The 13,837-nt window shown below is 69.4% G+C and carries 14 protein-coding genes; 13 read left to right on the forward strand and 1 reads right to left on the reverse strand.

What is annotated here, in order from left to right; genetic code table 11:
* Positions 1-22: 22 nt before the first annotated feature.
* Complete coding sequence (locus FB157_RS16870; RefSeq protein ID WP_145880519.1) at positions 23-892, reverse strand: LysR family transcriptional regulator; 870 nt, start codon at positions 890-892, stop codon at positions 23-25.
* Between the two features lie 505 nt (positions 893-1,397).
* Between FB157_RS16870 and FB157_RS16875 the strand changes: the two genes are divergently transcribed.
* From FB157_RS16875 to fabG, 13 genes are all read left to right on the forward strand, one after another.
* Entirely contained in the window at positions 1,398-2,534 is a 1,137-nt protein-coding gene (locus FB157_RS16875; RefSeq protein WP_222440942.1) for a fatty acid desaturase family protein, read from the forward strand.
* Positions 2,535-2,575: 41 nt separating this feature from the next.
* Positions 2,576-3,577, forward strand: coding sequence for a proline dehydrogenase family protein (locus FB157_RS16880; RefSeq protein ID WP_145880521.1), 1,002 nt, complete (start codon positions 2,576-2,578; stop codon positions 3,575-3,577).
* Between the two features lie 85 nt (positions 3,578-3,662).
* Positions 3,663-4,910, forward strand: coding sequence for an ATP-grasp domain-containing protein (locus FB157_RS16885; protein WP_145880524.1), 1,248 nt, complete (start codon positions 3,663-3,665; stop codon positions 4,908-4,910).
* On the forward strand, positions 4,910-6,133 hold the full coding sequence (locus FB157_RS16890) for an MFS transporter (RefSeq protein WP_145880526.1): 1,224 nt from the start codon (positions 4,910-4,912) through the stop codon (positions 6,131-6,133). Before FB157_RS16885 ends, FB157_RS16890 begins: the two co-directional genes overlap by 1 nt.
* Before the next feature lie 17 nt (positions 6,134-6,150).
* A complete protein-coding gene (locus tag FB157_RS16895) occupies positions 6,151-7,275 on the forward strand; it encodes an aminotransferase class V-fold PLP-dependent enzyme (RefSeq protein ID WP_145880528.1) in 1,125 nt (374 codons plus the stop codon).
* Positions 7,276-7,322: 47 nt separating this feature from the next.
* Positions 7,323-7,640, forward strand: coding sequence for an acyl carrier protein (locus FB157_RS16900; RefSeq protein WP_145880530.1), 318 nt, complete (start codon positions 7,323-7,325; stop codon positions 7,638-7,640).
* Positions 7,637-7,897, forward strand: a complete 261-nt coding sequence (locus tag FB157_RS16905; protein WP_145880532.1) for a hypothetical protein — start codon at positions 7,637-7,639, stop codon at positions 7,895-7,897. The genes FB157_RS16900 and FB157_RS16905 overlap by 4 nt, the downstream gene beginning before the upstream one ends.
* Complete coding sequence (locus tag FB157_RS16910) at positions 7,894-9,099, forward strand: beta-ketoacyl synthase (RefSeq protein WP_145880534.1); 1,206 nt, start codon at positions 7,894-7,896, stop codon at positions 9,097-9,099. Before FB157_RS16905 ends, FB157_RS16910 begins: the two co-directional genes overlap by 4 nt.
* Entirely contained in the window at positions 9,096-9,890 is a 795-nt protein-coding gene (locus FB157_RS16915; protein WP_145880536.1) for a ketosynthase, read from the forward strand. Before FB157_RS16910 ends, FB157_RS16915 begins: the two co-directional genes overlap by 4 nt.
* Complete coding sequence (locus FB157_RS16920) at positions 9,890-11,464, forward strand: AMP-binding protein (RefSeq protein ID WP_145880538.1); 1,575 nt, start codon at positions 9,890-9,892, stop codon at positions 11,462-11,464. The genes FB157_RS16915 and FB157_RS16920 overlap by 1 nt, the downstream gene beginning before the upstream one ends.
* The gene (locus FB157_RS16925; RefSeq protein ID WP_145880540.1) at positions 11,461-12,648 is read left to right on the forward strand and encodes an acyl-CoA dehydrogenase family protein; all 1,188 of its coding nucleotides are present in this window, start codon (positions 11,461-11,463) and stop codon (positions 12,646-12,648) included. The genes FB157_RS16920 and FB157_RS16925 overlap by 4 nt, the downstream gene beginning before the upstream one ends.
* Positions 12,649-12,670: 22 nt before the next feature.
* Positions 12,671-13,099 carry a thioesterase family protein gene (locus FB157_RS16930; RefSeq protein WP_145880542.1) on the forward strand — a complete coding sequence of 143 codons (429 nt, stop codon included), beginning with the start codon at positions 12,671-12,673 and terminating at the stop codon, positions 13,097-13,099.
* A gap of 25 nt (positions 13,100-13,124) precedes the next feature.
* Positions 13,125-13,829 (forward strand): 3-oxoacyl-ACP reductase FabG, encoded by a 705-nt coding sequence (fabG, locus tag FB157_RS16935; protein WP_145880544.1) that lies wholly within the window; start codon positions 13,125-13,127, stop codon positions 13,827-13,829.
* Positions 13,830-13,837 lie beyond the last annotated feature (8 nt).

Below are 13,837 nucleotides of genomic sequence, written 5' to 3' on the forward strand. Positions count from 1 at the left end.
CCCAGGGCTTGCTGCACCACCCTCAGGGCTCGGTGGCGTCGAGCGCCGCCTGGGCCACCCGTCGTACCACGGTCCTTCGGTCGGCGCTGCGCCAGGCGAGCGCGGTCGAGCAGTGAACGTTCCCGGACAGGGGCACGATGACGACGTTGGCCCGGGCGTAGTGCTCGTCGGTGCTCTCCGAGACCAGTGCGACGCCGCGGCCCACGGAGACGAGTTCGAGGGTCTCCTCGATGGACCGCGACATCACCATGTCCCGCAGGTCGGTGATGCCCACGGCCTGCGGGGTGCGGAACTCGGCCCAGGCGCGGTCCTCGGAGAGGGGAACGACCCAGGTGCGCCCGGCGAGTTCGGACGGCTCGACACGCTCACGGCCGGCCAGCGGATCGTCCAGCGGGAGGGCGACCGCCCGCCGGTCACTGGCCACGGTCAGGCTGCGGATCGTGGGGTCGTCCAGCGGCGGCCACACGATGGCGAGGTCGGACTGACCGGACGTCAGACCGCAGCTCGGGTCGGCGTAGTCGTACCGGCGCAGGGTGATGTCGGCGTTCGTCTCGTCCCGGACGAGCTTCATGAGCCACGAGGTGCGGCGGCCGGCCGCCTCCCCCATGAAGCCGATCGTGAGACGCGGTCCGCGGTCCGCGAGCAGCGCGTCGACCTGGTCGGCAGCGTCCACGGCCGCGAGCGCGTCGCCGAGCAACTGCCGCCCGAAGTCGGTGAGATGGACGCCGTCGCGGGTGCGGCTCAGGAGCGGCCGGCCCGCCTCGGACTCCAGCCGGCGGATCGCGTCGCTCACCGCCGGCTGCCGTACCCGGAGGGCGTCCGCCGCCCGCTGGAACGAACCCGTGCGAGCGACAGCGGCGAAGGCACGCAACATGGCAAGCGTCGTGGGCACCTCCGGAGCATAACCGGCACGCACCCAACCATCGCTTATGGCCATCGACTCTGCTTATGGGGGCACGGGGCGCGAGTGGGCCGATGATCGGGGGCATGTGACGCCGAGATGTCGCCGCACCCGCCCCCCGGAGGAAGGATCGAGCCATCGTCGTGTGCCCGTGAGGATTGTTTTGTGTCATTTAAAGTGCATATATTCCGCTGACTTGGAATGGGTTTGAGTCAGTATTCGGCCCCAGCCTGCCGGCGCTCGAATTTTCGCCCTTGTAACCGGGCCGCCGAGCGTGTTTGACTCAAGCGAAGGCGCCACCAACGGGGGTAGTGAGTGTCAAGGTTTTCTTTTCCCAGGGTTCACCTGTGGTCCCCTTGCAGACCGCCCCTGTCTGACGCATCCCGGATGTTGTCCGGTGGTTTTGCCTGTCAGGCCTGAACGGGCTTCCCTTTCATGTTCCAGCGCATAGACCTGCGCTGCGGCATGTCCATTTCCTTGTCTGGGGGACGTGACCTTGCCTGCTCGAAGTGCGGCAAACGCGAGCGATGAAGAACTGGAAAGTGCAGAAGAGCTGAGCTTAGACTTCAGCAGGCTCGACCGAGGGGTTCGCAAGCGCCTCAAGCAGCTGTGCGAGCTGGACAACCACCATGCGCCACTGGCTCTCCTGTGCGACTACCTGCTGGTCGCCGCCTCGGTCTACCTGTGTGTCGGAGTGTCGTACTGGTTCTACCCGATCGCCGCCATCCTCATCGGGTCGACCCAGCGGGCGTTCGTCAATCTCCTGCATGAATCCTCACACAAAGTTCTCACCAAGAACCAGCGCCTCAACGTAACACTGGGAACCGTCTTCTCGGGATACCTGGTACTGCATCTGTACAACCCGTACCGGAATTCCCACATAGGTTTCCACCACCGTTATCTGGGTGACCCGGAGAAGGATCCCGACTACAACTTCCACGTGGGAGTCGGAATCTACGACCACCGGATCTCCGACAAGAAGTTCTTCCTCAAGAACATCGCGCTCGCGGTGTTCGGCATGAGGACTCTCGAGTACGCGGGTTATGTCATTCGGGACCGCATTTTCTTCAGCCCGAAGGACGTCGCGGTCTCCATGCCCATCCGGCTCACCACGGAGCGCGTCCTCCTGCTGGTGCAGTGGGCCGGCATCATCGGACTGTGCGCCTGGCAGGGCTGGCTGATCGAGCTGGCGCTGTTCTGGTTCGTGCCGCTCTTCACCACGGCCATCGCCGTCGGCTGGCTCTCCGAACTGGCGGAGCACTACCCGCTGCCGGAGAGCGAGAACAAGCAGATCCTCATGACCCGCAACCGCCACGGCTGGGCCATCGAGCGTTTCCTGCTGGGCCGCCACCACGACAACTACCACCTGGTGCACCACCTCAACACCGGCGTGCCGTTCTGGAACATGAAGCGGGCCCATCAGGTCCTCCTGGAGGACACCGCCTACGCCCGCTGGGACGGGCTGTGGGCCGGAGTCCTGACCCGCTCCCGGGGCCGGGAGAACCAGGAGACGCTCATCAGCTACGCCTCGAAGTACCGCGCCTGGCGTCGCAACGGAGGCGACCCGACCCAGGTCGACGGCGGCACCTTCGCCGAGGCCGCAGCCCTCGCCCGGGTCGTCACCGCCGCCTGACCCGGCCCGCCCCGTAGCTTCTGTCGAGAGGAAACCCCCACATGAGCCACGTCGTGGACGCCCAGGCGGCCGCCGCGCTGGACCCCGAACTGCTGCGCCTGGCCACCAACGGCCTCAAGAAGCTGGCCGCGGACACCCGTTGCCGGAACGCCTTCGTGGACAACCCGCTGATGGCCGCCCTGCTCGCGCCGGCCGCGGGCCGCTACATAGTCGCCGCCGACCAGGACGGTCTCTTCGAGCGGCTGCCGGTCCTCGAGGCCAAGGGGTACCGGACCGGCGTCGAGTTCGTCGGCGAGGAGGCCCGCAGCGCCGACGAGGTGCGCGACGTCGTCGACGAGTACCTCAAGCTGATCGAGCGTCACGAGAACGCCGGCCTCGTCACACCGACCCAGCTCGGTTTCGACCTGTCGAACGTCGGCTCCCTCATCTCGCCCCAGACCGGCGCGGACAACACGGCCGCCCTGCTCAAGGCCGCCGCCCCGCAGGGCATCGGCATCCTCATCAGCATGGAGCGCTCGTCCTTCGTCGACGACATCCTCACGGTCTTCAAGGGCCTCGCCGAGGGGCACGAGAACGTCGCCCTGACCCTCCAGGCCCATCTGCACCGCACCGAGGACGACCTCGCCACCGTCCTGCCGCTCGGCCGCAAGATCCGGCTGGTGAAGGGCGTGTACAACGAGGCCCCGGAGGTCGCCCTCCCGCGCGGCCCCGAGCTGAACGACCGCTACGCCCGGCTCCTGGAGCGCATCCTCGACCACGGCAACCCCGTGGCCGTGGCCACCCATGACGCCACGCTCCTCGAACTTCTCGACAGCCGCGGGCTGTTGGAGCGGATCGAGGAGCTGGAGATGCTGCACGGCTGCCGCCCGCCCCTGCTCAAGGCACACAAGGACCGCGGCATCCCGTGCCGCGTGGCCACGGTGTACGGGCAGAACTGGTGGCTGCACTTCCTGCACCGCCTCGCCGAGTACCCGCCGGTCGCCCTGACCGCCCTGGCCGACCTGTACGAACCGGAGCGGGTCCGCTTCGGCTCCGAGTACTGATCCCCGTGCGCTGATCAGCGCGTACTGACCCGCGAGGTCCCCACCCGCGAGCACGACCTGCTCCAACCCGAAAGAAGGTAGTCCGTTGTCATCCACTCCGCCTGTTGCCGCCATTGTCGACGGTTACTCCACAGGGAACTTCCTTCCTGCGGCCTTCACCCGTCTGGGTGCCCAAGTCGTCCATGTCCGCAGCACCCCGGAGTGGATGACTTCGATGCTGCTGCCCAACACCGACGACTACATCGCCGACCTCGTCTTCCAGGACGAGGAGCAGATCGTCAAGGAGCTGCGCTCGCTCGGCGTCAGCGCCGTGCTCGCCGGGCAGGAACCCGGAGTGCCGCTCTCCGACCGGCTCAGCGAGCTGATGGGCACGGCCAGCAACGGCTCGCGCCTGTCGACCGCCCGCCGCGACAAGTACGAGATGATCGAGGTCCTGCGGGCCGCCGGCCTGCACTGCGCCGACCAGTTCAAGAGCGACGACCCGCAGGCCCTGGTCGACTGGGCCGAGGCGCACGGCACCTACCCCGTGGTGATCAAGCCGCTCAGCTCCGCCTCCACCGACGGCGTGTTCATCTGCAACGACGCGGACGAGGTGCGCGCGGCCGCCCAGCAGGTGCTCGCCGCCCGGGACATCTTCGACCTGCCCAACCGCGAGGTGCTCATCCAGTCCTACCTGGACGGCGAGGAGTACATCGTCGACACCGTCAGCCACGACGGCCACCGCTTCGTCTGCGGTGTCTGGAAGTACGAGAAGACCCTGGTCAACGGCAAGAACATCTACGACAAGGATGTGCTGCTGCCGGCCGACGAGTTCCCGGTGCCCGAGCTGATCGCGTACGTGGACCAGGTCCTCGAGGCGATGAACATCCGCTTCGGGCCCACCCACACCGAGGTCAAGATGACCTCGAACGGCCCGGCGCTGGTGGAGATCGGCGCGCGCCTCAACGGCGACATGAACCCGGACTTCCACCAGGTCTGCCTGGGCCACAACCAGGCAGACCTGATCGCCCTGTCCTACATGCGGCCCCAGGAGTTCCTCGACCGCTACGGCGACCGCGTCTACACCCGCCGCCAGCCGGCCGTGGTCTACAACGCGCCCAGCAGCCAGGAGGGCGAGGTGAAGGCGATCGACGAGGCCGTCGTCCGGGAGATCGCCGCCCTGCCCACCGTGTTCCTGCCGAGCGTGAAGGTGCCGGTGGGCGGCCGGGTCCGCCGCACCGTCGACCTCCTCACCAGCCCCCTGCGGATCTTCATGACCGGGGTCACCCAGGAAGCCGTCCTCGACGACTACAAGCGTCTGCAGGAACTGAAGGACAAGGTGTATCTCGTCTGATGCTGCGCAGTACTCTGCACGCGGTCCGCGGGCTCGCGCCCGAACTGCGTACCCTGTTCATCACCACCCTGCTCTTCCGCTCCGGAACCATGGCGTTCCCGTTCCTGTCCGCCTACCTGGTGGCGCAGAACGACTACTCCGCGGGGCAGGTGGGCTCGATCGTCGGCGCCTACGGGCTCGGCGCGCTGGCCGCCGACCTCGCGGCCGGGCCGGTCCTGCGCTTCGTGTCCGCGCGGACCGTGATGATCAGCGGGCTGGTGGGCAACGCGGCGCTGGTGCTGGTCCTTCCGCTCGCGGAAAGCGCCGCGCTGCTCACGGTGGGGACCCTCGTCTGGGGCTTCTTCTACGAGGCGTTCACGCCGGCCGCGTACGCGGAGACTGTGCGGTACTCGCGGGAGAGCGACCGCAAGGTCGCCTTCTCCTGCAACCGGCTCGCCATCAACGTAGGCATGGGCATCGGACCGGCGCTGGGCGGACTCGTGTTCGCCTGGCGGCCGGCCGGCCTGTTCCTCATCAACGCCTGCGTCGTCCTGGCGACCGCCGTGTTCCTCACCCTGCGGACCTCCAACGGGACCGTGGCGGCGGGGGAGAAGACGGTCCGGGGCCGCATGGTGGCGCCGACCCTCAAGGGCGAGACCCGGTTCTGGACGATCTTCCTGCTGGCTCTCCCGATCCATCTCGCGTACGCGCTGCCGCCGACGTTCCTCAGCGCCTACGTGATCCACGAGCGCGGCCTCGACAGCTTCTGGGCCGGCATCATCTTCTTCGTCAACGCCGGTGCCATCGTGCTCTTCGAGGTGCCGCTGAACACGGCGATGCGGAACGTGAGCCACTACGCCTCGCTCCTGGTCGGTTATCTGCTGGCCGGTGCGGGCTTCGCGCTGATGGGCCTGTCCGGTTCGGGGCCCGCGCTGGTGGGCGCGACGCTGCTGTGGACCGCGGCCGAGATGATCGTCTTCCCGGCGCTGCTCCACTACGTCAGCGAGGTCTCCGACCCGTCCGTCACCGGCCGCAACATGGGGCTCTACTCGGCGGGCGTCAACGTGGGCCTGATCGCCGTGCCCCAGCTGAGTCTGACGCTCACGTCGGGCGGCCACCCGGCGAGCCCGTGGTACGTGGTCGGAGCCGCCGTCGGCGTCGCGCTCGTCCTGATCGTCACCGTCCGGCGCAGTTCCTACCTCTGGCTGACCGAGCCCGAGCCGGAACCCGCTCCTGTCTCCTGACCCAACGGAGTTGGCGCATGCCCATCCACTTCAACAACGCGGGCGCGGGCCTCATGCCCGAGACCGTGACGCAGGCCATGACCGGCTACCTGGCCGAAGAGGCACAGGGTGGCGCCTACGAGGCCGAGCAGCGGCACGCGGACACCCTCGAACACGGGGTGTACGAGACGCTCGCGCGCGCACTGGACGCGCCCGCGGACGACATCGCCCTGTTCGACAGCGCCACCCGCGCCTGGTCGTCCGTGGTGTCCCACCTCCCGTTCACCTCCGGCGACCGGGTCTGGGTGACGCCGTACGAGTACGCGGGCAACCTCATCCTGTGGACCGAGCTGCGCCGGCGCTTCGGCCTGCGCATCGAGGTCGTACCGCTGCTGGCCGACGGCGACCTGGACCTGGAGTGGATGAGCGCCCACATCGGTGACGACGTCGCCTTCGTCGCCGTACCCCATGTGCCGTCCGGATGCGGGATCGTCACACCGGTCGAGGAGATCGGGAAGATCCTCGCGCCCTGGCGGTGCATCTACGGCATCGACGCCTGCCAGTCCGTGGGGCAGCTGCCGGTCTCCGTAGCGTCCATCGGCTGCGACCTGCTCACCGGCGCGGGCCGCAAGTTCCTGCGCGGGCCGCGCGGCACCGGATTCGCCGCGATCGGGTCCCGGCTGCGGGACCAGGTCTCCCTGCCCTTCCACGACCTGCACATCGCCGACATGGTCGCGGACGACGACTACGAGGTGCGCACCACCGGCGCCCGCCGGTTCGAGTACGCCGAGCGCGGCAGCGCCGGCGTCATGGGCCTCGACGCCGCGGTCCGCCACCACCTCGCCCGCACCGACAGCGGCTCCGGCCCGCTGCGCGACGCCGTGCGCGCGGTGATCGAGGAGCTGCCGGGGACACGGCTGGTCGACCCCGGCTCCCGGCACGCCGCCATCGTCACGTTCACCCACGACCGGGTTCCGCCCGAGCGGATCCGGGCCGAGCTGCGAGCACGCGGTGTCAACGTGTGGATCGCGCAGGGCAGTCACACACCCCTGTACATGCGCACCGCGGAGGTCGATTTCGCCGTGCGTGTTTCCCCGCATTACTACAACTCCACGGCCGACGTGGAGACGTTCGCCGACGCGCTGCGCGACGTCCTGCGCTGACCAAGCGGTTCTCACATCCGTCTCATCGAGTCGAAGGAGGGGCAGAAATGCCCGTAGAAAGCCAGGAAGCAGAGAGGCAAGAAATTCTCGCACTCGTCACCCACATCATGGAGGACACCGTCGGCCTCGAACTGGACGACGACGTCGACCTGAACACGTCGATCGGCCCGGAGGGTCTCGGACTCGAGTCGATCGGCATTCTCGAGGTGACGGTTCACCTCGAACGGGAGTACAACATCGAGTTCTCCGACGAGGCGCTGGAGCTGCTGCTGAGCGGAACGCTCGGGGAGTTCATCGACGAGGTCGTCAGGCAGCGTTCGGCCGTGGCCGCCGGCGCGAACACGGAGAACAGTGGTTCCCGGTGATCACATCGACCGACATCAGGAGGATCCTCGTCGACGGCAAGACGCTGGCCGGCGTGGAGGACGTCGAGGACGACTCGGAGATCCTGGTCGACTCCTTCTCACTCGCCTGGCTCGACCACAGTCTGCGCACCGACTTCGGCGTCGAACTCGACCTGCGGGAAGTCCGGGCCGAGGATTTCTCCAGCATCAACCGCATCGCCGACTATGTCAACGCGTTGACCGAAGGGGCCGTCGCGACGTCAGGAGACGGCCGATGACGGAATCCCAGCGCGTCGTCGTCACGGGTTTCGGCGTCTTCACCGCATTCGGTTTCGGGGAGAAGGCACTGCTCGACGGGGTGTTCTCGGGCCGTCCCGCATTCCGCGAAGTGGAACGGTTCGACATTTCGCCGTTCCGCTGCAGGTCCGCTGCCGTGTACGACGGCAGCGGACCGGAAATCCCCGAGGTGAGCTTCGCGGGCGACCCGCCGCCGCGTCAGCACGACGTCCTGGCCGCCTGCTCACGCGCCGCGATCGACATGGCCGGCATCGACCCGTCGAAGATCTCCGGCGTGCTCGTCGGCAGCCAGGGCGACTACCGCCCGATCACCCGGTACTGGGGCTCGGTGGCCGCGGGAGCGGACACCGCCGACACGGCGTTCCTGAAGGACAGCGTGCCCGGCCAGCTCTCCCACGGCCTGGGCGAGGCCCTCGGCGTGGGGCCGCTGCGCATGACCTTCATCAACGCCTGTGTGGCCTCCGCCGACAGCATCATCCACGCCAGCCGCCTCATCAGCCGGGGGCGGGCCGACGCGATGCTGTGCGGCGGGTCCTACCTGGTCGAGCGAGAGCTGTTCGCCAAGTTCGACTCGGCGCGCGCGTTCGCCAAGGACGGCCACGTCCGGCCGTTCTCCAAGGACCGGACCGGGCTGCTGCTCGGCGACGGAGCGGCGTGCCTGATGCTGGAGTCCGAGGCCGGCGCGCGGGCGCGGGGCGCCAACGTGCTCGCCCGGGTGGCCGGCTGGGGTATCTCCTCCGACGCCTACCACGCCAGCCGGCCGCACCCCGAAGGCCGCGGCACCGCGACCGCGATGGAGTCCGCGCTCCGCGTCGCGGGCCTCGGCCCCGACGCCGTGGACTACGTCAATGTGCACGGCACGGGCACCGCCTCCAACGACACCTCCGAAACCGCCGCGCTGCGCCGGGTGTTCGGGGAGCGGGCCGCGCACCTGCCCGCCAGCTCGACCAAGAGCACGACGGGACACACCCTCGAGGGCGCCGGGGCCGTGGAGGCCGTGATCACGCTGCTGGCCCTCAACCACGGACTCGTCCCGCCCACGGCCAACTTCACCACGCCCGATCCCGCGCTCGACCTGGACTACGTCACCGACGGTCCCCGCCGCCGGAGTCTGCGACGCGCGATCTCGACCAACTCCGCCTTCGGCGGGGCCAACACGGCGCTGCTCCTGGAGCGAGCATGATCGACACGCTTACCGAACGACTGCTGGTCTCCGAGGCGCTCGTCGTGCCGTCCGGCTTCACGGCCGGCGCCACCACGGTCGAGCCCGCCGAACCGGGCCGTGTGCCCGGCTTCGTGGAGTCGGCCTTCAGCCCGCTGATCAAGGCCGTCGTCGACCGCTGCCTGGCCGATGTCACGGGCGGCGAGACCTTCGGCGAGGAGGGCGCGCGCACCGGCCTGGTGCTGGCGACCCTCTTCGGCGACACGGTCACCGCCGATCTCGGGAGCAAGCTGCTGACGTCCGGGCGGGTGGCCAACCCGCTGCTGTTCTACCAATCGGTACCGACGACGATCCTCGGCGTGGTCGCCCGCGACTACGCGATCACAGGACCGACGACCTGCGTCGCCCTCCGCGGTGACCTGCGCGGCGAGGCCCTCGACCTCGTCGACATGATCCTCGACGACGGCATGGACCAGGTGCTCCTCATCGGCATCGACCTGGCGACCGAGTCCCGGCCGCTCAGCGCCCACGCACAGCTGACGGACGCCGGGCCGCACACCGACGTGGTACGGGTCGACACCGCCGTCGCGTTCCTGATACGCCGGGCCGACTCCTCGCCCGGGACGGAACCGGCCGCCGTCGCCCCCGTCGCCGATCAGCACCTGGCGGACTTCGGGAGCCTCGCCGGTCTCGTACAGCTCTACTTCACCGTGCGCGCGGAGCGTGCGGCGGCCGCCGCGGGGGCGGTCGCCGTGAACGTCGGTTCCGCACTGGGCGAGCGCGAGCTGCGCCTGCTGTTGAGGGAGCCCTGATGACCGCAACAGCCGAGTCCACGACGACACACGCGGAAGAACGGCTGGACGGGCTGCTCGCCCGCGCCGCCCGGACGTACCCGGACCGGCCCGCCCTCGTGGACGGCGACCGCGCCTGGACGTACGCGGAACTCGACGACGCCGTGGCCCGCGTCGCCGGACGGCTCGCCGACGAGGGAGTGAAGCCCGGCGAGAGGATCGGCGTCTTCATCGCCAAGTCGGCCGAGGCCGTCATCGCCATCCATGCGGGGCTGCGCGCCAAGGCGGTCGTGGCACCACTGGACGTCCGCAACCCCGTCGTCCGCACCGGCCGCATGCTGCGTCAGGGCGCCCTGACCCGGCTGCTCACCGTCGGCGCGTCCGAGAACATCGCCCGCAAGGCGGTGGCCGGCGACGAGATTCCCGGGACCGACGACCTCGGGGACGGCATCGGACTGCTGCGCACACGGGAGCGGACGCCGGCGGAGCCGCTTCCCGAGCCCGCGCGTGACGGCGGATACGTGCTCTTCACCTCGGGCAGCACCGGGGTCCCGAAGGGCGTGCTGCTGTCGCACGCCAACGTCGCGCACTTCGCCGTCTGGGCCGCCGCGGAGACGGGGCTGCGCCCCACCGACCGCATCGGGTCACAGGCCGCCCTGACCTTCGACCTGAGCACGTTCGACCTGTTCTCCGCCGCCGCGGTCGGCGCGTGCACCGTACTGATGCCGGAACGGCTGAAGGCGTTCCCCGCCGATGTCGTCAACTGGCTCACCGAGCACCGGATCAGCGTGCTCTACGCGGTGCCGTCCCTGTACGTCAACATGCTCGAACGGGGCGGCCTCGGCGACGCCTTCCCGGCCGGCCTGCGGACCCTGCTCTACGCGGGCGAGCCCTTCCCGCCACGCTCGCTGGAGGCGTGTCTGCGCCTCGCCGCCGACCGGCCCGTCTACAACTTCTACGGGCCGACGGAGACCAACGTCTGCACCTTCCTCCGGGTCCCGGCGACATGGACGGCGGAGCAGGAGGCCACCATAGGTTCGGCCGTTCCCGGCGACGTCGTGGACGTCTTCGACGAGACCGGGGAGCCCACGGCCGACCGGGGCGAGATCCACGTCGCCGGCGCGACGGTCTTCCTGGGCTACCTGGTGGACGGCGCACTGAACGATCCGACCCGGCAGGTCCGCTTCGCCGACGGGGCCGTCCGCCGCGCCTATGCGACCGGAGACCTCGGCAGACGCACGAACGGCGGCGGACTCGTGCTGTGCGGCCGGAAGGACTCCCAGATCAAACGGCACGGCTACCGCATCGACATCGGCGAGATCGAGAGCGTGCTGCTCGACTCTCCCGGAATCCGGGCCGCCGCCGTCGTCGCCAAGACGGGCGAGAACGAGGGCGAGGTCTGGGCGTACGCGCAGGGCACGGTGTCCGAACGGGACGTCCTCGGGCTGCTGCGCACCCAACTCCCGCTGTACATGGTCCCCGACCGGGCCGTCGTGGTCGACACGCTCCCGCTCAACGCCCGCGGGAAGACCGACCGTCTGACGCTCGCGGCCGAGGCGCTGCCGCACCCCTCGCCGCAGAAGGAGACACGATGACGCTCCCCGACGACTTCGACAAGATCCTCGAGGCCGCCCACCAGGTCGGGCGGAAGCTGGAGCCGCTGGCTGCCGGCGTGGACGCCCGGACCGGCGACCTCCAGGAGCCCTACCGCCTCCTCGCCGAGGCCGGGTTCCTGACCCTGCTGGTGCCGCGCCGGGCGGGCGGTGCCGGGCTCGGGTTCGCCGACTACTGGCGGGTGCTGTCCGCCGTCGGCTTCCACAACGGCGCGGCCGCACTCGGGCTGAACATGCACAACGCGGTCATCGGCCCGCTGTGCGAGTCGGCGGACACCCCTCTTCCGCCGATGGCCGAGGAGTTCCGCACCTGGCTCTTCGACGAGGTGGTGGGCGGCCGCAAGATCTTCGCGTCCGCCGCGTCCGAGCCCGCCGGCGGAGCGAAGCTGCGCGGACTGCAGACCCGTTACCGGCGGACCGACGACGGCGAGGGGTTCGTGATCACGGGCGAGAAGTCGTTCGTGTCGCTGGCCGGCATCGCCGACTACTACGCGGTCCCCGCCCGGCCCGAGGACTCCGACGACCCGGGACGGATCTCGCACTTCCTGGTGAGCAAGGACGATCCCGGGGTCAGGTTCGGCGAGATCCACAACCTGACGGCGATGTACGGGACCAGCACCGCCAACATGACCCTGGACTCCGTCACCGTGCCCCGGTTCCGGCTGTTCCTCGGCATCGAGGGCCTGTCGCTGCCCAAGGTGATCCGCGAACCGCACTGGATGGTGGCCGGCTACACCGGTGCGTACCTGGGCATCGCCGAGGCCGTGCAGCAGGCCGTCGTCGACCACGTGGCCGCCTCGCCCAAGAAGGCGCAGTCCGCCGTCGTCCAGCGCAGCATCGGGCTGAACGCCGCCCGCCTGCTCGCGGCCCGCACACTGGTCGAACGCGCCGGTGAGGCCGTCGACCTCGGCCGCGGCGGCGCCACGGCCAACACCCTGGTCCACGCCGCCAAGTACGCCGTGGCCGACCTCGGCCCGGAGCTGGCCCGCACCGCCGTCTCGCTGTGCGGCTCGGCCGCCGTGAGCCGCGCCAAGCCGATCGAGCGGCTGCTGCGCGAGCTCCAGTACGGGGCGGTGATGCCCGCCAAGCCGGAGGAGTGTCTGGAATACCTCGGCAAGGGCGCGCTGGGCGTCGACCTCCGCGACGAGAACTCGTTCTCCTGGTGAACCGAACGATTGGAGAGACCCCATGACCGAGGACGGCCCGGTGTTCGAGCATCCCGTCCTGCCCCGCTTCTTCGAGATCGACCGCCAGGGCGTCATGTTCAACATGTGGTACCTGGCCCACGTCGACGAGGCGGTGGACGGCTTCTTCCTCGCGCGTGACCTGCCGTACTCCTCCTGGTCCGAGCTGGGCGTCGACGTGCACGTCGCCCACGTCGAGATCGACTGGAAGGCGGCCATCACCCTCACCGACCGGCCCAAGGTGCTGATGAGCACCGCACGGATCGGCAAGAAGAGCTTCACCCTGGACTTCGCCTTCACCCGCGACGACGAGATCACCGCCACCGGCTGCATCGTCTATGTCGCGGTGGCCACCGACGGATCGGGCAGCACGCTGCTGCCCCCTCGGCTGGTCGAGGCGCTGGGCGAGGCCGCACCGCTGCGGACCGCATGACAACCATCCTGATTCGGGGGCAATGATGACGAGATCGGTATTGGTGACCGGCGGAAACCGGGGGATCGGCCTGGCCATCGCCCGGGAGATGGCCGCCGCCGGCGACGCCGTGGCCGTGACCTGTCGGTCGGGCGAGGCGCCGGACGGACTGTTCGGCGTGAAGTGCGACGTGACGAACGCCGAGGACGTGGACAGCGCCTTCGCCAAGGTCGAGGCGGAACACGGCCCCGTCGAGGTACTGGTGTCCAACGCCGGGATCACCCGGGACAAGATCCTCGCGGTGATGCGCGAAGAGGACTTCGACGCGGTGCTCGACGCCAACCTGAGGGGCGCGTACCGGGTCGCGAAGCGCGCGGTGAAGAACATGATCCGGGCACGCTCCGGCAGGCTCGTCTTCGTCTCCTCGGTGGTCGCGTTCAACGGCCAGAGCGGCCAGTCCAACTACGCCGCCTCGAAGGCGGGACTGGTCGGATTCGCCCGCTCGCTCGCCCGGGAACTCGGCCGGCGGAACATCACCGTGAACGTGGTCGCGCCCGGGTTCGTCGACACCGACATGACCGCGGGACTCAGCGAGCAGATCAAGTCGGCCGCGAAGGAGCGCATCCCGCTCGGCCGCACCGCCTCGCCCGAGGAGGTCGCCAAGGTCGTGCGCTTCCTGGCCAGTGCGGACGCCGGCTACGTCACCGGAGCCGTCCTGCCGGTCGACGGCGGCCTGGCCATGGGACTCTGAGAGGGGAA

Origin of the sequence: Streptomyces sp. BK340 (genome assembly GCF_007827595.1) — a bacterium.
Classification (GTDB): Bacteria; Actinomycetota; Actinomycetes; order Streptomycetales; family Streptomycetaceae; genus Streptomyces.

Excerpts from the sequence above, each read along its gene's own strand:
- FB157_RS16880 (WP_145880521.1), top strand. The coding sequence starts at position 2,576 with ATGAGCCACGTCGTGGACGCCCAGGCGGCCGCCGCGCTGGACCCCGAA.
- FB157_RS16890 (WP_145880526.1), top strand. The coding sequence starts at position 4,910 with ATGCTGCGCAGTACTCTGCACGCGGTCCGCGGGCTCGCGCCCGAACTG.
- FB157_RS16895 (WP_145880528.1), top strand. The coding sequence starts at position 6,151 with ATGCCCATCCACTTCAACAACGCGGGCGCGGGCCTCATGCCCGAGACC.
- FB157_RS16900 (WP_145880530.1), top strand. The coding sequence starts at position 7,323 with ATGCCCGTAGAAAGCCAGGAAGCAGAGAGGCAAGAAATTCTCGCACTC.
- FB157_RS16910 (WP_145880534.1), top strand. The coding sequence starts at position 7,894 with ATGACGGAATCCCAGCGCGTCGTCGTCACGGGTTTCGGCGTCTTCACC.
- FB157_RS16915 (WP_145880536.1), top strand. The coding sequence starts at position 9,096 with ATGATCGACACGCTTACCGAACGACTGCTGGTCTCCGAGGCGCTCGTC.
- FB157_RS16920 (WP_145880538.1), top strand. The coding sequence starts at position 9,890 with ATGACCGCAACAGCCGAGTCCACGACGACACACGCGGAAGAACGGCTG.
- FB157_RS16925 (WP_145880540.1), top strand. The coding sequence starts at position 11,461 with ATGACGCTCCCCGACGACTTCGACAAGATCCTCGAGGCCGCCCACCAG.
- FB157_RS16930 (WP_145880542.1), top strand. The coding sequence starts at position 12,671 with ATGACCGAGGACGGCCCGGTGTTCGAGCATCCCGTCCTGCCCCGCTTC.
- fabG (WP_145880544.1), top strand. The coding sequence starts at position 13,125 with ATGACGAGATCGGTATTGGTGACCGGCGGAAACCGGGGGATCGGCCTG.